At 62.2% G+C, this 26,022-nt stretch carries 16 protein-coding genes; 10 read left to right on the forward strand and 6 right to left on the reverse strand.

Annotation, left to right across the window (positions count from 1 at the left end; genetic code table 11):
• Positions 1 to 192: 192 nt before the first annotated feature.
• Positions 193 to 2,319, reverse strand: coding sequence for a TonB-dependent siderophore receptor (locus LIS66_RS13900; protein ID WP_227972368.1), 2,127 nt, complete (start codon positions 2,317 to 2,319; stop codon positions 193 to 195).
• A gap of 266 nt (positions 2,320 to 2,585) precedes the next feature.
• On the opposite strand from LIS66_RS13900, the gene paoC reads away from it, so the two are divergent.
• Complete coding sequence (gene paoC / locus LIS66_RS13905) at positions 2,586 to 4,796, forward strand: aldehyde oxidoreductase molybdenum-binding subunit PaoC (RefSeq protein ID WP_227972369.1); 2,211 nt, start codon at positions 2,586 to 2,588, stop codon at positions 4,794 to 4,796.
• A gap of 26 nt (positions 4,797 to 4,822) precedes the next feature.
• A complete protein-coding gene (locus tag LIS66_RS13910; RefSeq protein WP_042610003.1) occupies positions 4,823 to 5,155 on the forward strand; it encodes a hypothetical protein in 333 nt (110 codons plus the stop codon).
• 904 nt (positions 5,156 to 6,059) lie between these two features.
• Here LIS66_RS13910 and LIS66_RS13915 read toward each other — a convergent pair.
• Positions 6,060 to 6,644, reverse strand: coding sequence for a TetR/AcrR family transcriptional regulator (locus LIS66_RS13915; protein WP_042610004.1), 585 nt, complete (start codon positions 6,642 to 6,644; stop codon positions 6,060 to 6,062).
• 212 nt (positions 6,645 to 6,856) lie between these two features.
• Here LIS66_RS13915 and LIS66_RS13920 point away from each other — a divergent pair, with 212 nt between their 5' ends.
• Entirely contained in the window at positions 6,857 to 7,534 is a 678-nt protein-coding gene (locus LIS66_RS13920) for a type 1 glutamine amidotransferase domain-containing protein (protein ID WP_227972370.1), read from the forward strand.
• A 103-nt stretch (positions 7,535 to 7,637) separates the two neighbouring features.
• On the forward strand, positions 7,638 to 8,759 hold the full coding sequence (locus LIS66_RS13925; RefSeq protein WP_116657293.1) for an alkene reductase: 1,122 nt from the start codon (positions 7,638 to 7,640) through the stop codon (positions 8,757 to 8,759).
• A 123-nt stretch (positions 8,760 to 8,882) separates the two neighbouring features.
• Here the strand turns inward: LIS66_RS13925 and LIS66_RS13930 are convergent, their stop codons facing one another.
• The 3 genes from LIS66_RS13930 to LIS66_RS13940 all read right to left on the reverse strand — a co-directional run bounded on the left by LIS66_RS13930 (position 8,883) and on the right by LIS66_RS13940 (position 13,009).
• Entirely contained in the window at positions 8,883 to 10,376 is a 1,494-nt protein-coding gene (locus LIS66_RS13930; RefSeq protein ID WP_042610007.1) for a sensor domain-containing diguanylate cyclase, read from the reverse strand.
• Positions 10,377 to 10,506: 130 nt separating this feature from the next.
• On the reverse strand, positions 10,507 to 11,421 hold the full coding sequence (locus tag LIS66_RS13935; RefSeq protein ID WP_042610008.1) for a LysR family transcriptional regulator: 915 nt from the start codon (positions 11,419 to 11,421) through the stop codon (positions 10,507 to 10,509).
• A gap of 385 nt (positions 11,422 to 11,806) precedes the next feature.
• Positions 11,807 to 13,009, reverse strand: a complete 1,203-nt coding sequence (locus LIS66_RS13940; protein ID WP_227972371.1) for an MFS transporter — start codon at positions 13,007 to 13,009, stop codon at positions 11,807 to 11,809.
• A gap of 87 nt (positions 13,010 to 13,096) precedes the next feature.
• On the opposite strand from LIS66_RS13940, the gene LIS66_RS13945 reads away from it, so the two are divergent.
• The 6 genes from LIS66_RS13945 to LIS66_RS13970 all read left to right on the forward strand — a co-directional run bounded on the left by LIS66_RS13945 (position 13,097) and on the right by LIS66_RS13970 (position 20,583).
• The gene (locus LIS66_RS13945; protein ID WP_416220733.1) at positions 13,097 to 14,572 is read left to right on the forward strand and encodes a c-type cytochrome; all 1,476 of its coding nucleotides are present in this window, start codon (positions 13,097 to 13,099) and stop codon (positions 14,570 to 14,572) included.
• Positions 14,569 to 15,042 carry a (2Fe-2S)-binding protein gene (locus tag LIS66_RS13950; RefSeq protein ID WP_227972372.1) on the forward strand — a complete coding sequence of 158 codons (474 nt, stop codon included), beginning with the start codon at positions 14,569 to 14,571 and terminating at the stop codon, positions 15,040 to 15,042. The genes LIS66_RS13945 and LIS66_RS13950 overlap by 4 nt, the downstream gene beginning before the upstream one ends.
• A complete protein-coding gene (locus LIS66_RS13955; protein WP_227972373.1) occupies positions 15,039 to 17,273 on the forward strand; it encodes a xanthine dehydrogenase family protein molybdopterin-binding subunit in 2,235 nt (744 codons plus the stop codon). Before LIS66_RS13950 ends, LIS66_RS13955 begins: the two co-directional genes overlap by 4 nt.
• A gap of 171 nt (positions 17,274 to 17,444) precedes the next feature.
• Positions 17,445 to 18,557, forward strand: a complete 1,113-nt coding sequence (locus LIS66_RS13960) for an alkene reductase (protein WP_123419545.1) — start codon at positions 17,445 to 17,447, stop codon at positions 18,555 to 18,557.
• Between the two features lie 88 nt (positions 18,558 to 18,645).
• Positions 18,646 to 19,122 (forward strand): helix-turn-helix domain-containing protein, encoded by a 477-nt coding sequence (locus LIS66_RS13965; RefSeq protein ID WP_083352829.1) that lies wholly within the window; start codon positions 18,646 to 18,648, stop codon positions 19,120 to 19,122.
• A 319-nt stretch (positions 19,123 to 19,441) separates the two neighbouring features.
• Positions 19,442 to 20,583, forward strand: a protein-coding gene (locus tag LIS66_RS13970) for an IS3 family transposase (protein ID WP_371919907.1) whose coding sequence is annotated in 2 segments (ribosomal slippage) — positions 19,442 to 19,703 and positions 19,703 to 20,583 — 1,143 coding nt in all. Because the reading frame shifts where the segments join, the coding sequence is not laid out codon by codon here.
• 151 nt (positions 20,584 to 20,734) lie between these two features.
• On the opposite strand, the gene LIS66_RS13975 is transcribed toward LIS66_RS13970, so the two are convergent.
• Positions 20,735 to 25,894: an AAA family ATPase gene (locus LIS66_RS13975; RefSeq protein WP_416220760.1), complete on the reverse strand. Its 5,160-nt coding sequence runs from the start codon at positions 25,892 to 25,894 to the stop codon at positions 20,735 to 20,737.
• Positions 25,895 to 26,022: the final 128 nt, after the last annotated feature.

Here is a 26,022-nt window from a genome sequence, read left to right on the forward strand (position 1 = left end):
AGCGTCAGGCGATCATCATTTCCTTGAGCCGACTCAGGCGAAAGCAGCGACGCAGACGCTTTGCCGACGAAATGATGCTTCACCTTACGTGGCCCGACCGCCGCCCAACTAGCCTGAGTGCGGCATGCCGATGCCTGATCTCGACATGCCACTCTCAGGCCACCATGGGTCGGAGGCCACCGCTGCGGCGGTTTACAGCGAGTAGGAAATCCCCACCTGCACGGTTCTCGGCGCGCCCGGATAGGCGTAGACGTTGCCGAAGGCGCCTTCTTCGTAGTCGCGATCAAAGATGTTTTTCACATCGAGATTGAGCCGCACCTTGTCGTTGACTTTGTAGAAGCTCAGCAGGTCGACCACGGTGTAACTGCCCATGGAGAACGCAGTGTTGGCGGTCTGCCCGGCACGCTCGTCGACGTATTTCAGGCCGGTGCCCAGGCCGAGACCTTTGAGCGTGCCGTCCTGGAACTCGTACATATTGAGCAGGCTGAAGCTGTTCGTCGGAATGTTCAGCAGGCGCGTGCCGGAGCGCAGCGTGTTGTCCTTGGTAACCTCGGCGTCGACGTAAGCGTAACCGCCGACCACTCGCCACTCGGGGGTGAGATTGCCGGTGACGTTGACGTCGAAACCACGGCTGCGCACTTCACCGGCGGCAACGCTGAAAGTGGAATCCACCGGGTCGGTGGTCAGCACGTTGCGTTTTTCGATCTGGTAGATCGCTGCGTCGACGCTCAACTGCTGATCCAGCGCTTCCCATTTCACGCCCATCTCATAGGACTTGCCCTTCTCCGGGGCGAAGCCGCCACCCTCACGACTGGCACCCGTGTTGGGCTTGAACGAGCGCGCGGTGTTGGCGTACACCGCCAGGGTTTCGCTCAGGTCGTAGGTCACGCCGATACGCGGGGTGACGGCGTTGTCGCTGGCCTGCCAGCTCTTGCCGCCCGGCACGTAGGTTTCGTAATCGTGCTCGAAGCGCTCGAAACGCGCGCCGGCCAGCACTTTCAGTTTGTCGGTCAGCGCCACCTGATCCTGCACGAATGCGGCATAGGTCTTGAGGTTTTCTTTGTCGTGGGTCGGCGTGCGGGTCAGCGCCGGGCGCGGCTGACCGTAAACCGGATTGAAGATGTCGATCGGGTAGGCACTGACGGCGCCGCTGGAGCGCTGGATGATCGACTTGTAGTCGTAATCTTCGTACTCGATGCCAGTGAGCAAGGTATGCTGCAGACCGCCGGTGTCGAAGTGGCCGGTGAGGTTGAGCTGGGTGTCCTTGTCGGTCCATTCCAGCTTGCGGTAGTTGAAATTGCGTCCCAGCGTACGGCCGTCGGCGGCAATGCCGTTGGCTTCGATCGCGTCGCCCTTGAGCGAGCCGTCAAGCCATTGGAAACCACCGCCCAGGGTCCAGTCGTCGTTGAGCATGTGCTCGAAACGCAGCTGCGCCATGTTGTTGTCGTTGTGCAGTTTGCCGACGTCTTTCTCGCCGAAGAACGTATCGCGCGAGGCGGTACCGATCTGCGCCGGATAGCGCGTCACGCCACGATCGAGTGGCGCGTTATTGCGCATGAAGTCGCCTTCGAAGATCAGCTTGGTCGCGTCGGTCGCCTGCCAGCTCAGCACTGGCGTGATGCCGTAGCGCTCGGTCTCGACATGATCGCGGAAGGTGTCGCCGCCCTCTCCCACCACATTCAAGCGATAGGCCAGGCGGCCTTCTTCATCGAGCGGCCCGGAAGCATCGAGGGTGCCGCGCTTCATGCCCTGGTCATTCAACTGGCTGCCGAGGGTGACCGTGCGTTCGGGCAACGGCTGTTTCGATACCACGTTGAAGGTACCGCCGGGATCACCACGGCCATACAGCATGGTCGCTGGACCGCGCAGCACTTCCAGCCGCTCGATGGTGTTGGCGTCGGGCATGTTCGGGTAGCCACGGTTGATCGGGAAACCGTTGCGGTAGAACTCACCGGTAGTAAAGCCGCGCACGGTGAATGTGGTCAGGCCCTGGCCGCCAAAATTATTCGCCCGCCCAACCCCGCCGGCGTAATCCAGCGCGTCCTGCAAACGGGTAGCACTTATGTCTTCGACGGCGTCTTTGGTCACTACGCTGATCGACTGCGGGGTTTCATGAATCGAGGTGTCGGTGCGCGTGGCGCTGGCCGAACGAGTGGCGCGATAGCCTTGGACCGGGCCGTCTGCCCTTTCGTAATCCGCTGTGCCGACCACATCGGTGGCTTCCAGCTCGAGCGTGGAAGAAGTCGGTTCGGCTGGCTCAGCCCACGAGGAAGAAGACAACGCCTGCAGCACACAAATGGAAAGCAGAGTTCGACGCATGAGGTGAAAACCTTTACGAATAGGCCAGAACGAAGGGCAAAACCGCCAATGAAAACGCCGCGCATGGTATACCGTCGTATTGGTAATTGAAACTTATTCTTATTTGTCATGTTGGTCAGGATTGGTGAGCAGGATTCATCACTTCATCCTGAAACCACGCATTATCAGTTGCGCGTCGATGGCCTAGGCTCGTTGAGATCCGACGTCAACCGATGGCTGCGCGGCGCTGTGAATTTGCCGCCAGCCCGACTGAAAGGAATTCGCCTATGAAATTCGACACCCCGGCCGGTACCAATCCCATCGACCAATTGAAGGTGATCGGCCAACCTGCCGACCGTATCGACGGCAAGCTGAAAACCACCGGCACCGCCACTTACGCCTACGAGCAGCACGCAGCGGTGCCGGACGCCGCTTACGGCTATATCGTCGGCGCCGGTATCGGCAAGGGGCGCATCGCCTCGATTGATTCAGCCCGAGCGAGCGAGGCGTCCGGGGTGATCGCCATCGTCACTTATGAGAACGCCGGACCGTTGGCCAAAGGCGAGTTTTACGTGGCCCGGGCCTTGGCCGGGCCGCAGGTCGATCACTATCACCAGGCCGTGGCAATTGTCGTCGCGAACACCTTCGAAGAGGCGCGCGCTGCGGCTGGGTTGCTCGATATTCGCTATGTGGCCGAACCGGGCTCGTTCGATCTGGCGGCGGCGAAAGACTCAGCACCCCCAGCGCCTCCGGCCGGTTTCGGCCCGCCGCCGCAGACCAGCGTCGGTGACTTCGAAGGCGCCTTCAACGCCGCGCCCCTGCAGGTTGACCAGCACTACAGCACACCCGATCAGGCCCACGCGATGATGGAACCGCACGCGACCATCGCCCGCTGGAACGGCAAGCAGTTGACCTTGTGGACTTCGATTCAGCAGATCAACTGGGGCGTGCGCGACCTGGCGAAAACCCTCGGGATCGCCAAGGAAGATGTGCGGCTGGTCTCGCCGTATATCGGCGGCGGTTTCGGCGGTAAGGGCACGATTCTCTGCGACGCGGTACTGGCGTCGCTGGCGGCCCGACATGCCGGCCGTGCGGTGAAGGTCGCCTTACCGCGTCCGCTGATGTTCAACAACCTGACTCACCGCCCGGCGACGATTCAGCGCATACGCATCGGTGCCAACCGTGACGGCATGATCACGGCGATCGGCCACGAGAGCTGGTCGGGCAACCTGCGCGGCGGACGCACCGAAGCGGCTACCGCGTCAACGCGATTGCTTTACGCCGGGGCCAATCGCATGACTCGTTTGAACCTGGCCATGCTCGATCTCGCCGAGGGTTCGGCGATGCGCGCGCCGGGTGAGGCGCCGGGGATGATGGCACTGGAAATCGCCATGGATGAACTGGCAGAAAAGCTGCAGATGGATCCGCTGGAGCTGCGCGTCCTCAACGACACGCAGGTCGATCCGGAGCAGCCGTCGCGGCCGTTTTCCAAACGGCAACTCGTGGAGTGTCTGAACACTGGCGCCGAGCGCTTTGGCTGGCAGCAGCGCAACCTTCAACCCGGTCAGCGATGCGAGGGCGGCTGGCTGATCGGCATCGGCCTGGCCTCGGCAATTCGCGGCGCACCGACCACCGCATCGGCGGCGCGCGTGCGCCTTGATCGCCAAGGCATCATCACCGTGGAAACCGACATGACCGACATCGGCACCGGCAGTTACACCATCATTGCCCAGACCGCCGCGGAAATGATGGGCGTACCGCTGGAGCGTGTCGTGGTGCATCTGGGCGATTCGCGGTTTCCGGAATCGTCAGGCTCCGGCGGTCAGTGGGGCGCGGCCTCCTCCACTGCCGGCGTGTATGCCGCGTGCCTGAAATTGCGCGAAGTCGCTGCTCGCGCCGTCGGGATCGATCCTCAGCAAGCGGAGTTTGTGGAGGGGCAGATTCGCGCAGGCTCGCAGCACGTTGCCCTGTCGCAAGCTGCCGCGAAGGGCGAGCTGACTGGCGAGGACCGCATGGAATACGGCGACCTTGCCCAGCGCTTCGCCCAGCAGACCTTCGGCGCGCATTTCGCCGAGGTCGCGGTCTATGCGGCGACTGGCGAAATTCGCCTGCGTCGGCAACTGGCGGTGTGCGCCGCCGGGCGCATCCTCAACCCGAAAACCGCGCGCAGCCAGATCATCGGCGGCATGACCATGGGTGCAGGCGCGGCATTGATGGAAGAGCTGGCGGTGGATCATCGCATGGGCTTTTTCGTCAATCACGATCTGGCCGGCTATGAGGTGCCGGTGCACGCCGACATTCCCCACCAGGAGGTGATCTTTCTCGATGAAGTCGATCCGTATGCCACCCCATTGAAAGCCAAAGGCGTCGGCGAGTTGGGTATCAGCGGCGCGGCGGCGGCCATCGCCAACGCGATCTATAACGCTTGCGGAGTACGGGTGCGCGATTATCCGATTACGCTGGATAAACTCATTGGCGAGTTGTCTTACCCGGTCTGAAAACGGATCACCCGAGGCCATCGCCTATGCACCCCACCACCCCCGACGGTCGCTATTTTGTGGTCAAGCAGCAACTGTGGCGCTGCAGCAATCCAGCACTGGCACCTGCCGAACGCGAGACGCTGGTCGCAGATCTCATGGCGGCGCGGCGTGCGGTCAAAGAAGCGAAGCGTGCGGACGATGAACAAGCGTTGAAGTCAGCCAGAGCGCGCGTGAATCAGGCAAAAGTCGCCCTGGGTGAGCGCGGTCCGGTGTGGTGGGATGACGGCAGCCCGGATTACAACCGTTTCAAGGTGACCAATACACCGTATGCGCAGTGGTTTGAACAATTGCGTGACAAGGACAGCAGACCTGAGTGAGTGTTGAATGGCGTGCAGATCCCCAATCCACAGGGATTGGGGATTGAATGAAGATCGATGGTTCAGCACAAAACAATGTAGGAGTGAGCCTGCTCGCGATTGCGGTGGGTCAGTTGAATGATTCGCTGACTGATACGACGCCATCGCGAGCAGGCTCACTCCTACAGGGATTGGGGATTGAATGAAGATCGATGGTTCAGCACAAAACAATGTAGGAGTGAGCCTGCTCGCGATTGCGGTGGGTCAGTTGAATAATTCGCTGACTGATACGACGCCATCGCGAGCAGGCTCGCTCCTACAGGGATTGGGGGTTGGATGAAGATCGATGGTTCAGCACAAAACAGTGTAGGAGCGAGCCTGCTCGCGATTGCGGTGGGTCAGTTGAATAATTCGCTGACTGATACGACGCCATCGCGAGCAGGCTCGCTCCCACAGGGATTGGGGATTGAATGAAGATCGATGGTTCAGCACAAAACAGTGTAGGAGTGAGCCTGCTCGCGATTGCGGTGGGTCAGTTGAATAATTCGCTGACTGGTACGCCGCAATCGCGAGCAGGCTCACTCCTACATTGGGTTTTGTGTGTTGCCGGGTTTTGCATTCGCCGCGAAAACCTGTGGGAGCGAGCCTGCTCGCGAATGCATTCGGTCAGGCGATGAAGATGTTGAATGTGCCGCCATCTTCGCGAGCAGGCTCGCTCCCACAGGGATTGGGGGTTGGATGAAGATCGATGGTTCAGCACAAAACAGTGTAGGAGTGAGCCTGCTCGCGAATGCATTCGGTCAGGCGATGAAGATGTTGAATGTGCCGCCATCTCGCGAGCAGGCTCGCTCCCACAGGGATTGGGGGTTGGATGAAGATCGATGGTTCGGCACACAACTGTGTGGGAGCGAGCCTGCGGTGAGGCTCAGACTCGCAGCAACTGCCGGGTCATCGCCATTGAGGTCTCCAGCGACTGGCCGGTGCGCTGCAGTTTGTTCAGCAAACTGGCGCCGAGCCAGAGCTGATACAGGGTCTCCGCCAACTTCCTCGCATCGCCTTCGGGCAGGCTTTGGTCGGTCTGGCCCTGTTCGATGCATTCGGTGATGCGCGCGACGATACGTTCGGCGCCGTCGCGCAAGGTCAGGCGCATCGATTCGGACAGGTCGGCGACTTCGGCGCTGAGTTTGACCACCAGGCATTCATCACCGTGGCCTTCGACGGTGCAGCGGTTTTGCCAGCCCTGCCAGTAATCCATCAGCCGCTCGAAGGCAGTCAGCCCCGGCAATGTCAGACGTCGCTCCATGTCCGCTAGGTAGTCGACGAAGTAATCCTCAAGCAGCGCCTGGCCGTACAACTCCTTGGATTTGAAGTAGTGATAGAACGAGCCCTTGGGCACGCCGGCGGTCTGCAGGATCTCGTTGAGGCCGACGCTGGTGAAGCCCTTCTCGGCCATCATCCGGTGGCCGGTGTCGAGCAAGTGTTGGCGGGTGTCGTCAAAGGTCGGCTTCATGGTGCGCAAGTTTCCAGACAATAGACCAGTCGTATAGATTTCAGGACCGAGAGTTTGCCATATCCAACAGGCAAAAACATTTTCTGAAAAAATTACTAGACGACTGGTCTAATTGGAAACTATGCTGCGCCCCGACACACCAATTCATGCGGTGCCGACGCTGAGCGAATTCCTCGCCTTGTGCCGATGCCTGACCAAACCAAGGGTGCTCTATGAAAATCTTGATGGTTCTGACTTCCCACGATCAACTCGGCAACACCGGCAAGAAAACCGGCTTCTGGCTGGAAGAATTTGCCGCACCGTATTACGCCTTCAAGGACGCCGGCGCCGACGTCACCCTGGTATCCCCAGCCGGCGGCCAGCCGCCGCTCGATCCGAAAAGCGACGAGCCCGGCGCGCAGACTGCCGAGACCGATCGCTTCCGCGCCGATCCGGCCGCGCAAAAAGCATTGGCCAGCACTGGCCGTTTGGCTGATGTCCGCGCCGAAAATTTCGATGCAGTGTTCTATCCAGGCGGCCACGGCCCACTGTGGGATCTGGCCGAAGACAAGGCTTCGATCGCGCTGATCGAAGCCTTCGACCGCGCCAACAAGCCTCATGGTTTCGTCTGCCACGCACCGGGCGTGTTGCTGCATGTCGTGCGCGCTGATGGCCAGCCGATCGTCAAAGATCGCGACGTCACCGGTTTTACCAATGCCGAAGAAGCGGCAGTCGGTCTGACTGACGTGGTGCCATTCCTCATCGAAGACGAATTCCAACGTCTCGGTGGCCGCTACTCGAAAGTCGCCGACTGGCAGGTGCATGTGGTAACTGACGGGCAACTGGTCACCGGCCAGAATCCGGCCAGTTCTGCCGCCGTTGCGGAAAAGCTGTTGAAGCTGCTCGGCTGACCTTCTCGCTCCAACCCGATCAACGCCGCGCGCGTACAGCCCGGCGTTGTTTTTTTGCCCAGTTACTAGTCGACTGGTCTAATCAGATTCAAAGGCTGACTCCATGAACAACGCTTTTTTCACGCCTGCTAAATTGGGCGCACATACCCTGAAAAACCGCATCGTCCTGCCACCCCTCACCCGCCAGCGCAGCACGCAGCCGGGCAATGTCGCCAACGAATTGATGGCTGAGTATTACCAACAGCGCGCGGGTGCCGGTTTGCTGGTCACCGAAGGCACGCAGATCGAACCGCGCGGGCAAGGTTATGCGTGGACGCCGGGCATTCACACGCCTGAACAGATCGCCGGTTGGCGCACAGTCACCGAGGCGGTGCACGCGGTGGATGGCGTGATCTTCGCCCAGCTCTGGCATGTTGGCCGGGTCTCGCACACCGCATTGCAACCCAATGGCGACGCGCCCGTGTCGGCATCTGCTGTCGCCACCGACCGCGTCAGCGTGTTCATCGAGACCGCGCCCGGTGCCGGTGAACTGGTGCCGCCGTCGGCTCCGCGCGCGCTGAGCACGGATGAGGTGCAGGAGTTGATTCAGCTGTACATCCAGGCCGCGCGCAACGCGATGGAAGCCGGTTTCGATGGCATCGAACTGCACTGCGCCAATGGCTATCTCGTCAATCAGTTCATCTCGGCGCACAGCAATCTGCGCACCGATCAGTACGGTGGCTCGCTGGACAATCGCTTGCGCTTTTTGCGCGAAGTGGTGGCTGGCGTCGCGGAATGCATCGGCAAGGACAAGGTCGGTGTGCGCTTTGCGCCGCTGTTCAGCACCACCGATGAAGCGCGGACTTATCTGGGTCTGGTCGAGGAAGATCCGCACACCACCTACATCGGCGCAATCAAGATTCTCGAAGACGTGGGCATCGCCTACCTGTCGATCGCCGAAGCTGACTGGGACAACGCGCCAGCGATGCCGCAGACCTTTCGCCAGGCCGTGCGCGACACGTTCAGCGGCGCGATCATTTACGCCGGGCGCTACACCGCCGAAACCGGCGCGCAATTGCTTGAGTCAGGGCTGGCGGATTTGGTCGCGTTTGGCCGGCCATTCATGGCCAACCCGGACCTGCCGGCGCGGATTGCCCAGGGCTGGCCGTTGAATCAATTGAATCCTGCCACGGTGTATGGCGGTGGTGCCGAGGGGTATACCGATTACCCGACCTACTCCGCCTAAGCACCCAACACACCTCCCCTGTAGGAGCGAGCCTGCTCGCGAAGACGTCGGGCCAGTCGATGAATGTGCAAGCTGACCCACCGCTATCGCGAGCAGGCTCACTCCTACAGGTTTTCGGGCGTGTCAGGCCAGACCGTTGCGCCCCGCCGCTTTTGCGCGATACAGCGCCTGATCGGCGGCCTCGATCAACTCCGGCAGCGAATCCAGCTGCGCGCCCGCGCCCACCGCCATACCGATACTCACCGTGACCCGACCGAACGGGCTGCCCGGATGGGCAATGTTCGCCTGCTGCAAGCGCTCGAGCACCAGTTGCGCCACCACCGTGGCGCCGGCGCTGTCGGTGGCCGGCATGATCACCGCCATTTCCTCGCCACCGTAGCGGGCGACCAGATCCGAGGGGCGTCGCACGCAGCTCTCGAGCACCTTGCTGACCGCTTGCAAACAGGCATCGCCGGCGACGTGGCCCAAGGCATCGTTGAACAATTTGAAGTGGTCAATATCGATCATCAGCAAGGCCAGCGAGGTTCCATCACGCTGCGCCCGCCGCGCTTCCACGGCCAGTGTTTCATCGAAACAGCGGCGGTTGGCCAGGCCGGTCAGCGCATCCTTCAGCGCCAGCAATTCGAGCTGTCGATTGGACGCGAGCAACTGCTGCTGGGCGTCGAGCAACGCCTCTTCGGCTTCGGTCCGTCGGCGAATGTCGAGGATCAGGAACCAGCCGATCAGCCCGGTCAGCCCGAGCAGTCCGGTCACCACCACCGCCGACAACGCCGCTTCGATACGCCACGCTGCCAGCGCTTCGTCCTTGCCCAGGGCCACGGTGGTGATCAGTGGCAGGCTTTCGCTTTTGCGGAACGCGTACAGCCGCTCGACACCGTCGAGGCTGGAGGTGTACGACGCCGTGCCGACCGAGCGGTCGACGAGGTATTTGGCGTAGATGGGCGATGACGAGAAATTGCGGCCCATGTCCTGCTCGCGGAACGGGTAGCGCACCAGCAGCGTGCCATCGGTGTACGACAGGCCGATTGCACCGTCCTGGCCAACGTCGAGTTTGCCGAACACGCGAAGAAAGTTTTCCACCCCCAGCGTCACCGCCACTACACCGGCGAACTGTCCATCGTCGTCATTGAAGCGGCGGCTGATGGTCACCACCCATTCGTGATTGGAACGACTCTGGATCGGCGGGCCAATGAACGGCTCGCGGCTCGGACTGTCACGGTGATGAATGAAATAGGCGCGATCGCTGCTGTTGGCACCCTCGGGAATCGGCCGGTTGGAGGACATCAACCAGTACCCGTGGCGGTCATAGACGGTAATGCCGCTGAGTTGTGGCATCAGCGGCTGCTGGTGGTCGATCAGGGTCTTGATGCGCTGGATCTGCGTCGGCCCGCTGCCCTCGGTTTCGAGGCGTTCGACCAGCCCGAGCAAGAGCAGCGAGCTTTGCCGGACGATGCCTTCGGTGTAGGTATTGAGCGCTTGGGTCAGGTTCAGGCCATGCACGTCAACCTCGGCCAGCGCGCGTTCACGCGAAGACCAGACTTTCCAAATCGTCAGCGAAGTCAGGGAACAGCCAATCACCAGCAGCAGGAGCATTACAAGGCGAGTATCACGCTTCACGTCTGTACCTTAAGGAAGTCCGGGATCCATTCCAGCCATCATTCGAACGTCGGCACTCACGGCGGCCACGTGTTCCGGGGCGCAAGCATACAAGCAGTGTGCAGCGGCTGCAGCAACAGAGTGTGCAGCGCTAGGGGGCGGGTGCAGCGGGTTTGAGAATTTCCACGAGAAAATCGATGAACACGTTGATCCGGCTCGAGCCTCGGTGATTGGGCAAGTACAGCGCGTTGATGCAACTGCTGGCGCTGCCGGGATTGACCTCGTAGTGCTCAAGCAAGCGCGTCAGGCGCCCGGCGGCGACGTCGTCGCGCACCAGCCAGTCGGCCAGCAGCGTCACCCCGCCACCGCCGATCGCGGCTTCGCGCAGAATATCGGCGTTGTTGCTTTGCAGGCGTCCCTGAACGTTCAGTTGAATCGGCTCTTCGTCACCCTCGAAGGTCCAGTGGTGATGGCTGCCGCCGTAATCGAAACGCAAGCACTGGTGCTCGAGCAGATCCCGTGGATGCTCGAGCACCGCGCTGCGCGCCAGGTAATCGGGGCTGGCGACGACCCAGCGCTGGAACTGCCCGACGCGTTTGCTGACGATGTCTTCGCTGACCACCGTCGAGCCGAGCCGCACCGAAACGTCGATCTGCTCGCTGAGCAAATCGCTGACCTGATCACTCAGCGAGAGGCTGATCTCCAGCCCCGGATGGCGTTCGAGCAAGCGGCTCAGGTGCGGCGCGATCAATCGGCGGCCAAACTCCACCGGCACGCTGATGCGCAAGCGGCCTTGCGCTTCGCTGCCACGATCGGCGACCACCGCATCGGCTTCGTCGATGGCATCGAGAATCGCCACGGCTTTTTCGAAATAGGTCTGGCCGGCAACGGTGACGCTGGTGTTGCGCGTGGTGCGATTGAGCAGGCTTGCGCCCAACTCGTTCTCCAGCCCCGCCACTTGCCGTGTCACCGAAGACGTCGAGATCCCAAGCTTGCGCGCCGCCGAGGAATAGCCCCCGCAGCGCACGGTTTCAACAAACATCTTCAATGCCAGCAACTTGTCCATAAGCGGGGTCCGGTGGTGAGGAAACGCCGCTGATTGTGCATCAGCGCTCGCCGGACGTCTTGTACCGTCGTGCTTGAGGGTGCTCTCTGCAGAAGGCACGTTCATCGGTTCCTGAAAAAATCCGGAAATCACCGCCCCCTGTAGGAGCGAGCCTGCTCGCGATAGCGGCCTCTCAGTGCCATCTGTATTGACTGACACTCCGCTATCGCGAGCAGGCTCACTCCTACACGGGTTTTGTAGTGGGTCAGGGATCAGGCGGTGTACCGAAAACCCTGTGGGAGCGAGCTTGCTCGCGATAGCGGCCTCTCACTGCCATGTGTATTGGCTGACACTCCGCTATCGCGAGCAGGCTCACTCCTACATGGGTTTTGTGTTGTTTTGAAATTCAGTTGCGGTCAGCTTTCTGACCCAGGAACAACGCCAGCGCCAGTGCCGGCAGCACCGCCACGGCCATGGCCGAGAGGTTCCAGCCGAAGTGTTCGTACAGCGGGCTGGCGACCAGTGACCCGAGGGCGCCGCCGACGAAGATGCTGGTCATGTACACCGCATTGAGACGGGCGCGGCTGTGCGGGTCGAGGGCGTAGACCTCGCGCTGGCCGAGCACCATGTTCAGTTGTACGGCAAAGTCCAGCAGCACCGCACACACCACCAGCCACACATAACCACTGCCCGGCAGCGCGGCGATCAACAGAGACAACGGTGCCAGCAGCAACGCCACCAGGGTACCGCGACGACCGTGCCCGGCATCGGCCAGACGTCCGGCAATCGGCGCGGCAATCGCACCCACCGCTCCGACCAGCGCAAAGATCGCCACTTGTGCCTGACTGAAACCGTGATGACGCATCAGCTCGATCGGCGCGAGGGTCCAGAACAGGCTGAAACTGGCGAACAGCAAGCCTTGATACAGCGAACGCTGACGCAACACCGGAAAGCGCCGAGCCAGGGCAAACACCGAACCAATCAACGCGACGTAAGTGGCTTTGTGCGTCGGCACCCGACGCGGCAATGCCACAGCGGTAATCAACGCGATCACCGCCATCAGTGCCGCCGCGCTGTAAAACACCCCGCGCCAGCCGAACACTTCGACCAACAGACTCGAGAGCGGACGCGACAGCAAAATCCCCAGCAGCAAGCCGCTCATGATATTGCCGACCACGCGCCCACGACTGGCTTCCGGGGCCAGATGCGCGGCCAGCGGCACAAGAATCTGCACGGCGACTGAGGTCAGGCCGATCAGCAAGGACAAGATCAGAAACAGCGACGGCGAATGGGTCAGGCCAGCGCACAGCAGCGTTACGCTGGCAGCGAGGGTGAAACCGACCACCAGACGGCGGTTCTCCATCAGGTCGGCCAGCGGCACCAGCAGCAACAAACCCAGCGCATAACCGAACTGGGTCAGCGAGACGATCAGGCTGGCATTGGCGCTGGACAGGCCGATCTGCGGCGCGATCAGTTCGACGATGGGCTGCGCGTAATACAGGTTGGCGACGACCGCGCCGCAGCAGAAGGCCAGAAACGCGACCATCAGGCCGGAGAGTGAAGCAGGCTGTTCGGCCGGGGCCGCAACGGCAGGGTTGCCCGTAAGCATGGTGACACCTCGTTGAGTTCGGGAAAGTGGTGCCAAGGCTACGGTCACCCGGCGGCGGCGAGAATCCGTGGCAGGGGCAATGCACTGATGCGTCGAGCGCAACGTTGCTTCTGGCGCAACGCGCTGTTGCGCGGGCCGGTGATTCTCTGCTGCAAGCGTCTTCTCTACGCTTTGGCCCTGGCGCAGACGTCCGCATCGGCGCCCTTCCCCGGCTGCTACAAGGAGCGTTTCCATGACCCGCACTTCACTCGTCCTGCCACCGCCCGCCGCGTTTTTCTGCCAACCATGAACAGCCAACTACTCAAATCCAGAACCCTGTGGATCAGCGTGGCTGTGCTCGCGGTGATCGGCCTGAGCGTCGCCGTCGCACTGATGTGGCGCCCGGCGATCGCACCGATCAAACGCCCCACGTCATTCGATACCGCGCAGTTGCAGCGCGGCGCACGGGTGGTCGAGGCCGGCGACTGCGCGGTCTGCCATACCCGCCCCGGCGGCGAATACCTGGCCGGCGGGCTGCCGCTGGTGACGCCGTTCGGCACCCTGTACAGCACCAACATCACCCCGGATGCGCAGACCGGCATCGGCCAGTGGTCTTTGCCGGCATTTGAACGGGCGATGCGCGAAGGCATTGCCCGCGACGGCCACTTTCTCTACCCGGCCTTTCCCTATGTGCACTACCGGCGCATGAGCGCAGCGGACATCGCCGATGCCTACGCCTACCTGATGAGCGGCCCCGCCGTACACGCCCCCGCCAGGCAGAACAAGATGAACTTCCCGATGAACATCCGCCCGCTGGTGTCGTTCTGGAACCTGCTGTTTCTGCATGGCGAGCCTTTGACGCCACTGGCCGAACACAGCGCGGCATGGAATCGCGGACGCTACCTGGTCGACGGCCCGGGCCACTGCGCCGGCTGCCATTCGCCGCTGAACCTGATCGGCGCGGAGAAATCCTCGGAATATCTGCAGGGCGGCAGCGTCGATGGCTGGGAGGCCCCGGCGCTGGCCGGCCTCGGCCAACGCGCCAATCCATGGAATCGCGAGCAATTGGTCGGCTATCTGCGCGCCGACGTTGTCGATGGCCACGGCACACCCGCCGGGCCGATGCGTCCGGTCAGCCTGAGTCTGGCGCGCTTGCCGGCCAGTGAAGCCGAGGCGATCGCCGACTACCTGCTGAGCCTGCAGAGCCCGCACGCAGTGACCGAAACCACGCCGAAAAAGCCAAGCAATCCAACGGATCACAGCAGCGGCGCCCTGCTCTTCAGCAGCGCCTGCGCCGGATGTCACGCACCCGCCGCGCCGATGCGTGAAATCGACGGACGCCCCGGTCTGCAAAACACCTCGGCCCTGCAAGCGGCCAGTTCGCGCAACTTTCTCAAGACCGTGCTTGAAGGCGTGCCCGCCATTCCCGGCGCGCCCGGTCCGGTGATGCCGCCGTTCGCCGCCAGCCTCGACAACGCCCAGCTCGGCGCACTCGCCGCGTACCTGCGCGAACAAGCCAGACCCGACCAACCCTGGGCCGACCTCTCTTCCACTATTGAAGCGTTACGTCAGGAGACGAAATGAGCCAGATCACTCTCACCGTCAATGGAGCCGCCCAAGCGCTGGAGCTGGAACCGGACATGCCGCTGCTGTACGCATTGCGCAATCACTTGAACCTCAACGGCGCCAAGTACGGTTGCGGACTGGGCCAGTGTGGCGCGTGTACGGTGATCGTCGACGATAAGCCGGTGTTCGCCTGCCTGACGCCATGCGCCGGCCTTGAAGGGAAAAAGATCCGCACAGTGGAAAGCCTCGGCAGTGCCGAGAAACCCGGCCCGCTGCAAACCGCGTTCATCGACAAGCAGGCGGCGCAATGCGGTTACTGCATCGCCGGCATGCTGATGCGCGCGCAGTCGTTGCTTGAACGCGATCCGCACCCGGACGAGCAAACCATTCGTGAGCACATGGCCGGCAATCTGTGCCGCTGCGGCACGCACTTGCGCATCATCGAGGCGATCAAACAGGTGGCCCGACACGACGGGAGCCTGACATGAGCGAAGCAAATGGCTTGAACCCCAGCCGCCGGGCGTTCCTGCGCGGCGGCGCGCTGCTGATGGCCTTCACCCTGATGCCGGTAGCGCGGCGGGCCTTGGCCGACACCGAAGTCGACACCCTCGGCACCGTGGTGCTGGCCCCCGATCTGCCCGGCAGTCTGCGCACCAACCCTTACCTCGACGCGTGGATTCGCATCGGCGCCGACGGCATCACCGTGTACACCGGCAAAGTCGAACTGGGCACCGGGGTGAAAACCGCATTGCTGCAAATCGCCGCCGAGCGTTTGCAGGTACCGGCCAGCGCCGTCAATTTGCTCACCGCCGACACCGCACTGACGCCCAACGAAGGCTACACCGCCGGCAGTCACAGCATTTTCGACAGCGGCACCGCGCTGTACAACGCCGCCGCGCAGGTGCGCGAAATGCTCGTCGATGCCGCCGCGCGCAGTTGGCAAGTCAACGCTACGCAACTGAGCACTCGCGACGGCATTATCGAAGGCCCGAGCGGGCAACGCATGGCTTACGCCGACGTGGTCAGGCATGTCGATGTGCACCAATACGCCAAGGCGCAATCACCGGCGATGGCGGCGGCCGACTTCAAGTTGATCGGGCACAACCTGCCGCGCCTGGACATTCCGGCCAAGGTCAGCGGCGGCGCGGCGTTCGTGCAGGACATGCGCCTGCCGGGCATGCTGCATGCGCGAGTGATCCGCCCACCGCGCCCCGGCTGCACGCTGCAGGCATTCGATACGGCATCGATTGAAGCGCTCAGCGGCGTGGTCAAAGTGATCCGCGACGGCAACTATCTGGCCGTGGTCGCCCGTGATGAATGGCAAGCGATCAAGGCCATGCGCAGCGGCATGGACAGCGCCAAGTGGAGCGGCGGCGAGGCGATTCCCGAAGCCGCCGATATTCATGATTTGCTCAAGCAATTGCCCTCCAAGCGCTACCCGATCAGCAACAACGGCAATCCCGGCGGCGCAAGCGAGACACGCTTCAAGGCGCGGGTGACCAAGCAGTATCTGATGCATGGCTCGATCGGCCCGTCCTGCGCGGTGGCCTGGTTCAACGATGGCCTGCTCACGGTCTGGACTCACACCCAGGGCGTCTATCCGCTGCGCGCCGGCATCGCCGAAATGCTTCGTTTGCCGCCGGAGCGTGTGCGCTGCATTCATACCGAGGGCTCGGGCTGCTATGGCCATAACGGCGCCGATGATGCCGCCGCCGATGCGGCATTGATCGCCATGCGTTTGCCGGGCACGCCGGTGCGCGTGCAATGGATGCGCGAGCAGGAAAATCTCTGGGAGCCGTACAGTTCGGCGATGGTCACCGAGGTCGACGCTGGCCTCAGTCAGGGCCGTTTGCAGGACTGGAACTACGAGCTGTGGACCACGCCGCACAACGAACGCATCGTCAATGCCGGGCGCCTGCTGCCGGCACGCTTGCTGGCCAAACCCTTCGCCTCGGCGCCCTCGGTGCCGATCGCCCAGCCCGAAGGCGACGGCGATCGCAACGCGGTGCCGCTGTATGAACTGGGCGCGACGCGGATCAACATGAACTTCGTCACGACGATGCCCTTCCGCACCTCGGCCATGCGTTCGCTCGGCGCGCACATCAATATCTTCGCCATCGAGGCGGGTATCGATGAGTTGGCGATCCAGAGCGGGCTCGACCCGGTGGCGTTGCGCCTGACGCATCTGAGCGACCCGCGCGCCCGTGCCGTCATCGAGCGCGTGCGTGACGAAATCGGTTGGCCACACAAGGGCAGCGAACCCGGCGCGGGGATCGGTTTTGCCTTCGCCCGCTACAAGAACATCATGGGTTACTGCGCCCTCGCGGTGAAACTGCGGGTGCATCCGCAGACCGGCGAGATCCGCGTCGATCATGTGGTGACGGCGGTCGACGTCGGCCAGATTGTCAGCCCTGATGGCCTGCGCAATCAGGTCGAGGGCGGCATCGTCCAGTCGGCGAGCTGGACGCTCTACGAAAAAGTCGCCTACGACGCCGGCGGTATTCGCAGCTACGACTGGAGCGGTTATCCGATCCTGCGTTTTACGCAATTGCCGAAAAAAGTCGATGTGCACCTGCTCGATCAACCGGGCGAACCCTTCCTCGGGGCCGCCGAAATCGTCCAAGGGCCAATGGCTGCCGCCCTCGGCAACGCGGTCAGCAATGCCACGGGCCGGCGCTGGCTGAACCTGCCGCTGACCCGCTCGACCCCACCCGCCTGAATCACGCCCGCGCTCATCATGGATGAGCGCGGGTGCCGTTGCGCTGCGCGCAAAACTGCGTAGCGCCGGCCACGGATTATCAGCCCCGCCACCCCCGGTTAAGTTAGCTGCACAGCGCGCGGCACCTGGCTGCCGCGCTTGAACCCTACTCATCGAAATCCGGAGCTACCCATGACCCGTCGCCTGTTCCAACCGATCGCCCTTGGCCCTTACACCCTTGCCCACCGCGTAGCGATGGCGCCCCTGACGCGCTCCCGCGCCGGTCAACCGGGTGATGTTCCGACCGCGATGAACGCCGAGTACTACCGCCAACGTGCCAGTGCCGCGCTGATCATCACCGAGGCCACGCAGATTTCCCAACAGGGCCAGGGCTATGCGTGGACGCCGGGGATCTACACCGATGCACAAGTGCAGGCGTGGCGGGAAGTCAGCACGGCGGTGCACGCCGCCCATGGCCTGATCTTCATGCAGCTGTGGCATGTCGGCCGGGTCTCGCATCCGAGCTTCCAGCCTGACGCCGGTTTGCCGGTGGCACCGAGCGCACTGCCTGTGCCGGGCAAGACCTTTATCGTCGATGAACAAGGCAATGGCGTGTGGGGTGATGTGCCGGTACCGCGCGCCCTCGAAACAGCGGAAATCGCCGCCATCGTCGAAGACTATCGCCGCGCCGCGCGCAACGCCTTGAACGCTGGCATGGACGGCGTGGAAATCCATGCCGGCAACGGTTACCTCCTCGATCAATTCCTGAACAGCAACAGCAATCAGCGCAACGACGCCTATGGCGGCAGCGTGGAAAACCGTGCGCGCTTTCTGCTGGAAGTGGTCGCCGCCGTCGCTGACGAAGTCGGTGCCGAACGCGTCGGCGTGCGCCTGACGCCAATGGGCCGCTTCATGGGCATGGGCGATGACACGCCTGAAGCGACCTTCGGTTATCTGGTTGAAGCACTCAATCAGTGGAATCTGGCGTATCTGCACCTGGTCGAGCCGGCCATGGTCGGCACGGTCAAGGACGAGAACTTCGACCCGCGCTGGGACGCGATCATCGCCCAGTTGCGTCAGACCTGGAACGGCGTGCTGATCCTCGCTGGCGGTTACGACGCCGACTCCGCCGAACAGGCCTTGAGCGCTGATCGCGCCGACATCATTGCCTTTGGCCGGCCATTCCTGGCGAACCCGGACCTGCCACGTCGGTTGCACGATGGCCTTGAGCTGAACACACCGGATCCGAGCAGTTTCTTCGGCGGCGATCAGCGCGGCTACGTCGATTACCCGTTCCACGCCTGAGGTCTGCGCTTCATAACTTTTAAGGTTTGTTTAAGGACTTTAAATGTCGCTGGCGGCGAGACTTTGCCCATCGATCAGGAGAGCCGCCATGAACCCGCAATCGGTGAAGTCAGACCACCCCTGCCACCTCGCGCGCCCCTTGGGCGCGCTGTCCGGCTGGCAGGAACGCCGCGCCAAGGCCTACATGCTGCGCGACCTGAGCCGCAGCCTGCGGGTCAGCGAAATTGCCGAGCACTGCAACCTGTCGCGCAGTCATTTTTCCCGGGCGTTCAAGATCGTGACTGGCTGCTCGCCGCAGGAATGGATGCTGAAGATGAAGATCGACAAGGCCAAGGGCTTGCTGCTGACCTCGATGGCGATTACCGACATTGTTTACGAATGCGGTTTTTCCGATCACTCGCACTTCACGCGCACGTTTGGACGCATGGTGGGAATGCCACCGAAGGTCTGGCGACAGGCGATGTGCCGGGCGCGGGTGGCGGTGGTTGAGGCGGATGTCTGGCGGCTTAGCGATGGGCTGCTGAACTCGACGATAGGCGCGCGGTTGACGGAACTGCGGCCTTGAGTCGGATTCCAAAGAGTTTTGTTCACTCCTCCCTTTTGGCCGCGATTTTCGCGGCTTTTTTTTGTGATAGAGCGCTGGCGGTCGACGTTGGTCCCGCGGTGAATCCACCCCTCACCCCAGCCCTCTCCCCAGGGAGAGGGAGCCGATTTGTGGGCTTTCCAACACCGGGGTTCGGCTAGATATCCCAGGTCGGCATACCTCGACCAAACACCACGGTCATCCCCTCTCCCTCCGGGAGAGGGTTAGGGTGAGTGATCTGGCTTAATGATTCTGGACACCCCTAAAGGGCGGTAATCTACGCCCATAGACGAGGTGTGATTTGACCAGACGATATTTTTCGACAGATTTCAAACGGGATGCGGCTTGCCTGGTTTTGGATAAAGACTATTCGGTGAGTGAAGCCTGCGAAGCAATGGGCGTGGGCCCTACAGCTCTGCGTCGCTGGGTTGAGCAACTGCGTGCGGAGCGCAGCGGCAAGACGCCTGAGAAGTCCAAGGCCATGACCGTTGACCAACAACGCATCCAAGAACTGGAAGCAACAATTCGACGGATTGAGCGCGAGAAGGAAATTTTAAAAAAGGCTACAGCTCTCTTGATGTCGGATTCCCTCGATCGGTAAGGCTGGTCGAGGAGTTAAGCGAGCAATATTCAAGATCCGAGTTGTGCGTTGTATTTGGAATCAACCGCAGCAGTTATTACGAGCGTCTGAAACAGCGGGCGAAAGTAGATGACGGGCGCAATCGCCTAAAGATCAAAGCTGCTGAATTACATGAGCAAAGTCGCGGCTCAATGGGCGCGCGCAGCCTGTCAAAGGCGCTATGTAACGAAAAAGAGTCGGTGGGTCGTTACATGGCTCGTAGCCTGATGCGCGAGCTCGGGTTGAAGAGTCAGCAACGGCGCAGGCATCGTTACAAACCCAGCGGTGCGGAGGCGCAATACGCCCCCAATCATTTGGAGCGTAAATTCAATGTCGAGGTCCCCAATCGAGTGTGGTGTGGCGACGTGACTTACATTTGGGCCGGTACTTACTGGGTTTATCTGGCTGCTGTACTTGATCTGCATGCCCGGCGCATCGTCGGCTGGGCGATGTCCAGAAGTCCGGATTCAGCTCTGACCTGTCGAGCGTTAAAGATGGCTTTCGAGTCGCGAGGACGCCCTGAAAACCTAATGTTCCATTCGGATCAGGGCTGTCATTACAGCAGTAAAGTATTTCGTGAAATGCTGGCGGACATGCGCATAAAACAAAGCATGAGTCGACGAGGAAACTGCTGGGATAACGCCCCGATGGAGCGTTTCTTTGGCAGTTTGAAATCTGAATGGATACCCAAGGCTGGCTACCGAAACGAAGATGAGGCTAGTACCGATGTGTTGCGCTACCTGACCCATTATTACAATCGGATCAGGCTGCACAGTCACAACGGATATCGGACTCCGGTAGCAATGGAAGCCTTGGCAGCATGAGAAATGACCTAAACCCTATAACCGTGTCCAGTATCGTTTGACCAGAACAGAGGGGCTTTTGTTTTTGCCGAACCTGAATTCAACTCGGTATTGCACCTCGGCGTACCTCGACCAAACACCTCAGTCAGTCCCCTCTCCCTCCGGGAGAGGGCTAGGGTGAGGGGCTTTTGATCCTGGCGTCCGGCGCCAGCGGCAGTCTGAAACAGATTCGCGCGCCCTCTTCGCTGTCCTCCACGCGCAACGTCCCGCCATGGGCGCCGATCACCGTTCGGCAAATCGCCAGGCCCATGCCCATGCCACTGCCTTTGGTGGTGAAAAATGCGTCGAAAATCTCCTCACGCTGATGCTCGGCAATCCCCGGCCCATTGTCCTGCACAGACACACAGACCTGCCCATCGGCCACCGTCGACTCGATAACCACCCGCCCATCCACAACACCCTGCCCGGCCATCGCCTCCAGTGCGTTGGTGATCAGGTTGTAGATTACCTGCTGGATCTGCACGCGATCCGCCAACACCGGGCCAGCAGCATTGAGCCGGGTGTGCAAGCTCACCCTGCGACTGTGCACATCACTGGCCGTCAGTTGCACTACCTCGCCAATCAACCCGTCAATCGATAGCGGCAGCCGTTGCAGCGGCGCCTGTTTGGCCAAGGCGCGCAAGGCCTGGACAATCTCGGTGGCCCGGGCGCTGTCGGCGCGGATGTCCTCCAGCCCCTGAATCGCTTCGTCGAGATCCGGTGTGTCGCGCTTGAGCCAGCGCAGACTGGCCGAGGCGTTCGATGAGATTCCCAGCAATGGCTGGCTGATTTCGTGGGCGATCGAGGCCGACAGCTCGCCCATCATTTTCAGGTGCGAGTTACGCGCCAGTTCCGCCCGCGAGCTGCGCAAGTCAGCCTCCATCTGCGCCCGCAGTCGGTTGTCTTCGACCAGTTGCGCGTACAACCGCGCGGTCTGCAACGACACCGCCGCCTGCGAGGCAAGGATTTCCAGCATCGTCAGGCGTTCGGCGCTGAACAGCTTCGGAACCAGGCTGTTTTCCAGATAAACCAGACCAATCAACGCGCCTTGTTTGAGCAACGGCAGGCACATCATCGAGCGCGCCTGCCGTTGCTGCAGATCAGCGCTGTAGGCTTGCGGGCAGTCGGCGCGGGCATCGTCGAGCACCATCGGCGTGCGCGTACGCATGGTCGAATTGAGCACTGAAACCGGGGCGATCTGCTCAAACGGGCGCTGGTTGTCCTGGCTGACCCGCACGTTACCCGCCTCGACGTGCGCGGCAGCGGCCAGTTGCAACTCACCGTCAGCGACCAACAACAGCGCACCCCGATCGGCTCCGGCCTGAATCATCAAGTGATTCATCAAGGTTTCCACCAGCCGATCGAGCAGCACTTCTTGCGAGACCGCGCGCGCCGCTTCGATGCCGACTTCCAGATCAAGGCGCACCCGCGTCACCGGCGCTACGGTTTCCAGCGAATACTCGCGAGCCAGAAACGGATGCGTGGCTTCGAGCTGACGCGCCTTGGCCTGCGCGCCCCACTGGACATAACAATCGCGGGCGACGCGCAGGTGATGATGCGTTCCCGAGACCAGACCGTTTGCCAGGCAAACTTCAGCCAATTGCTCATGGGCCAGCGCTTGTTCATGGATGAACCCGGCCGCGGCCGCGGCGATTTGCGCCTGGTCGAAGCAGCGAATGGCGACCAGCCCTTCCCCGCGCACACGGGCCATTGCGCCTTCGACCAGCAGCAGTTTGTTGCTGAAGGTCGAAGGATTGAGCTCCACCCAAGACAGGAAACGCTGACGTTGCTGCTGCAGTTTCTGCAATTTTTCCGCGGCAGAGCCCGGCGCATCGGGACTGGCCAGCGCCAGGCTGTAGAACAGGTAGTAATGGGCCAGATCGATGTGCGCCGGCAGCGACCAGGTCAACGCCTCGGCGTCTTCGAAACGGCGCAGCGCGTAGCGCACTTCACCGAAATAGAACGCCGACATGCCCGAGTACAACCCTTTCCAGAACAGTGTCGGCTGCGAAACGCGACCGCGATCCAGCGGGCCGAAGCGGTCATGCTCCAACGCATCAAGCTCTGCGATCGAACGAGGCTCAGGCCCATTGCGCAGGTCACTGGCAAACGCCTGTTGCGCCAGCAGAATGCGTTCGATGTCGATGTAGTGAAACTGCCGCACCCAGCTCAGGCCGACGTCCAGTTCGTTCAACACGTTTTGCAGCGGTTCGCCCATGAACAGCAAATCCGAGCCGATATGGTTGCAGGCGTAACACGACATGCCGAGATCGCCGCCCGCCTGACCGCATTCGAACGCGGCGAAAGCCTTCTGCCGGGCGTGGGCCATCGGTTTGGTCCACGGGCTGACCTGATCCAGCGCCACCAAGGTGCCGGTGCGTCCCGCTTCGTAGCCATGCAGATCAGTGAGTTCAAGCGCCAGTTCGGCGAAAGCGGCACCGTCCAGATATTCGCCATAGCGGTCGGCGATCATCACGCCGTACCAGGCAAAACCGTAGCCGCTGCTCGGCGTCGTACCATGCAGCAACGTCAGCTCGACCATCTTCGCCAAGTGCAGAAAGGCAATATCGTCCTGCACGAAGAATGAGGCGATCAGCGTGCTCAGCAGCTCCATCGCCACTTCGATTCGCGGCTCGTTGGCCTTGGGCAATGCGGTCAGATCAGCGATCCGTCGCGCGCCGACCAATTGCCGAACCCGCTCGAACGCTTCGCCCAGTTGCGCTTTCGAGGGTTGTCGCTGCAGGTCGATATCGAGCAACGCGAGACCGCTCAACGCTTCGCTGATCGCCCCGTGATAATCGGAGTGCAAAGTGCGCAGACTGGCGCGCAGGCGATAGGTTTTCGCTCGGTCCAGTGTGGTCTCGGCGTGGTTGAGGCATTCATCGAGGCGCTGTTGCGCGCCGGGGAGATCCGCCAGCAACATCGCGCAATCGGCCGCCAGCCAGCGCGCCGCGAAGGCTTGCGGGTAGAGCTGCGTCCAGCCGCTGTCGCCGAGCAAAAATTCGGCGCTGCGCAGATATTCCACGGCCTGCTCAACCGCGGCGCTAGCGCGGGCGCGCTCGGCGGCTTCGACCAACAGCTGGATGAAATCGGCGCGCCGAGGTGGTTGCAGCGCGTTGACGTCGCTGCGCTGAATCTGACTGGCAATGTCGAAGACCCGCGCCTGCCGCTGCTCGCCGCAGTGATCGAGCATGGCGGCGGCTATGCGCGCATGTTCGACGGCGCGCCCGGCTGGCGCCGTCAAGGCAGCGGCCGCCTCGAGTACGCGGTCGTGGGGAAACACCAGTTGGCCCGGTTCGCGCAGGAGAAACCCGGCGCTGACCAGGTAATTCACATCACGCAGCAATTGCGCTGGATCATCCGGCAGCAGTCGCTGCAACAGCGCTTCTTCACAGCGCCCACCGACGTAACCCGCCGTACGCAGCACTTCGCGTGCACTGACCGGCAGACGCTGCAAGCGGTGCACCATCAATTCGGCCACATTGTCGGCGTAGCGATAGCCGCTCACCTCGGCCTGATCCCACACCCAGCGCCGCGTCGTTGCATCGAAACGCAGCAGACGCTCATCCACCAGAGCCCGTGCCACCTGGCTGACGAACAACGGATTGCCGGCGGTCTTGAAATGCACGACGCGCGCCAGCGCCTCGAGGTTATCGACGTCGGCATCGAGTTCGATCGCCATCAATTGCGCGACGGCCTGCGCCGACAGCGGCCGTAATGCAAGATCGCTGACTGGCAATGTCGGGGCGGCGCGCAGGTCATCGCGCCAACTGCCCGGACCTTGAGGTAGCTTGCCCTCGCGATAGGCCAGAATCAGCAACAAATGCCGCGTCGGCCGGGCGATGAAAGCTTTGAGAAACGCTTGGGTCGAGTCGTCCGCCCACTGCACGTCATCGATGAACAACAGCAGCGGATGCCCCGGTTGCGCAAAGACCTCGAGGACATCGAGCAGCGCCCGATTGGCTCGGTCGAGGGCATGGCGGGCCGGCATGTCCGGTAATTCGGCGGTGGTACCGATCAGCAATTCGGCGTCCGGCGCCATGTCCACCAGCAAGCGGCCACGGCCTTTGAGGGTATCGCTCAGCTGCGCGCCGAGGGCCTGCAAGGCCAGCGTGGGCTTGGTCAACACTTGGCTGATCAGCGATTGAAAAATCTGCGCCAGTGGCGCGAAGGGTCGGTCGTTTTGCAGCAGTTCAACCTTGCCGCTGGCCCAGTAACCGGGTGCTTGTGTGCGCAGCACTTGCTGAATCAGCGTCGACTTGCCCGCCCCCGGCGCGCCGGCGACCAGCAGCACGCGGGCGATGCCATCGCTGCGCACGCGCTGGATCTGTTCGAGCAGTTGCTTGCGCTCGTCATCACGGCCGAACAGCACATCGTCGCGCGTAGCCGTCGCCCGTGCATCGAAGGCACCGAGGCGGAACGCTTCGATCTGGCCTTTTTTCTGCCATTGGCGCAGGCACCAGGTCAGATCGGCGGCCAGCGATTCGATGCTCTGGTAACGCGCCTCCGGCTCCTTGGCCAGGCCTTTTAGCAGCACATGACAAATGCCTTGCGGCAGGTCGGGGATGTATTGCGCCGGCGACAATGGCTCGACGGCGGCATGCACATGCAACCATTGCGAGGCGTCGCGGGCGGTCAGCGGCGGGCGCCCGGCCAGGGCCTCGTAGATGATTGCCGACAGCGCATACACCTCGCTGCGTTCATCGAACCCGGCGCCATCGCGCTGCAGCTGCTCCGGCGCCAGATAGGGCCAGTGTTCGAGGCTCGGCAGTTCGCTGTCCGGGGTTTCCTGGGCCTGGGTGTGAAAGCCCATCAGCCTGACACTGTCGTCAGCGCCGACCAGCAGATGCCAAGGCAATAAAGCACTCTGTGGGAGCGAGCCTGCTCGCGAAAGCGGTGGGTCAGTCAAGGGCGATGTCGGCTGAATTGACGCTTTCGCGAGCAGGCTCGCTCCCACAGGGTTTTGCGCTGTCTCGGGTTGCCAAGAGTGGGCCAGCGCATTCGCGGCGGCGACGGCGATGTTCAGCACGCGCCCGAGCGGCAGGCCGGCGGCGTCGAGCAATCCCGCCAGCGGCGCGCCCCACTGTGGGTAGACCAGCACCGGGCCGTCCGCCGAACGAATCAGCGCGAGCGGGTTGATCGCCCATTGCGATGGCAGCTGCACATGGAAGTCGCGCTCCAGCCGCTGGCACAGCGCCGGACGCTGGATCGGCGCGCGTACGGCAAACCATGTCTGGCCCGAGCGGCTGTCTTCGAGGGTGAACCACGTCAGTTCATGGTCGCGACGCAGCAGGCTGAACCGGCAGTTGTCCAGCCATGCTTCATCGAGCATCGGCGCATCGGTCGCGCGGGAAATTGCAGATGAGGATGGCTGGCCGGGCATACACATTCACCGCTGGAAATGGGATTCAGGCTGGTGGC

Source organism: Pseudomonas sp. HN2 (assembly GCF_020736465.1).
Lineage (GTDB): Bacteria > Pseudomonadota > Gammaproteobacteria > Pseudomonadales > Pseudomonadaceae > Aquipseudomonas > Aquipseudomonas moraviensis_A.

Coding starts and splice junctions, on each gene's coding strand:
- LIS66_RS13900 (WP_227972368.1), bottom strand. CDS start 2,319: ATGCGTCGAACTCTGCTTTCCATTTGTGTGCTGCAGGCGTTGTCTTCT.
- paoC (WP_227972369.1), top strand. CDS start 2,586: ATGAAATTCGACACCCCGGCCGGTACCAATCCCATCGACCAATTGAAG.
- LIS66_RS13910 (WP_042610003.1), top strand. CDS start 4,823: ATGCACCCCACCACCCCCGACGGTCGCTATTTTGTGGTCAAGCAGCAA.
- LIS66_RS13915 (WP_042610004.1), bottom strand. CDS start 6,644: ATGAAGCCGACCTTTGACGACACCCGCCAACACTTGCTCGACACCGGC.
- LIS66_RS13920 (WP_227972370.1), top strand. CDS start 6,857: ATGAAAATCTTGATGGTTCTGACTTCCCACGATCAACTCGGCAACACC.
- LIS66_RS13925 (WP_116657293.1), top strand. CDS start 7,638: ATGAACAACGCTTTTTTCACGCCTGCTAAATTGGGCGCACATACCCTG.
- LIS66_RS13935 (WP_042610008.1), bottom strand. CDS start 11,421: ATGGACAAGTTGCTGGCATTGAAGATGTTTGTTGAAACCGTGCGCTGC.
- LIS66_RS13940 (WP_227972371.1), bottom strand. CDS start 13,009: ATGCTTACGGGCAACCCTGCCGTTGCGGCCCCGGCCGAACAGCCTGCT.
- LIS66_RS13945 (WP_416220733.1), top strand. CDS start 13,097: ATGCGTCGAGCGCAACGTTGCTTCTGGCGCAACGCGCTGTTGCGCGGG.
- LIS66_RS13950 (WP_227972372.1), top strand. CDS start 14,569: ATGAGCCAGATCACTCTCACCGTCAATGGAGCCGCCCAAGCGCTGGAG.
- LIS66_RS13955 (WP_227972373.1), top strand. CDS start 15,039: ATGAGCGAAGCAAATGGCTTGAACCCCAGCCGCCGGGCGTTCCTGCGC.
- LIS66_RS13960 (WP_123419545.1), top strand. CDS start 17,445: ATGACCCGTCGCCTGTTCCAACCGATCGCCCTTGGCCCTTACACCCTT.
- LIS66_RS13965 (WP_083352829.1), top strand. CDS start 18,646: ATGAACCCGCAATCGGTGAAGTCAGACCACCCCTGCCACCTCGCGCGC.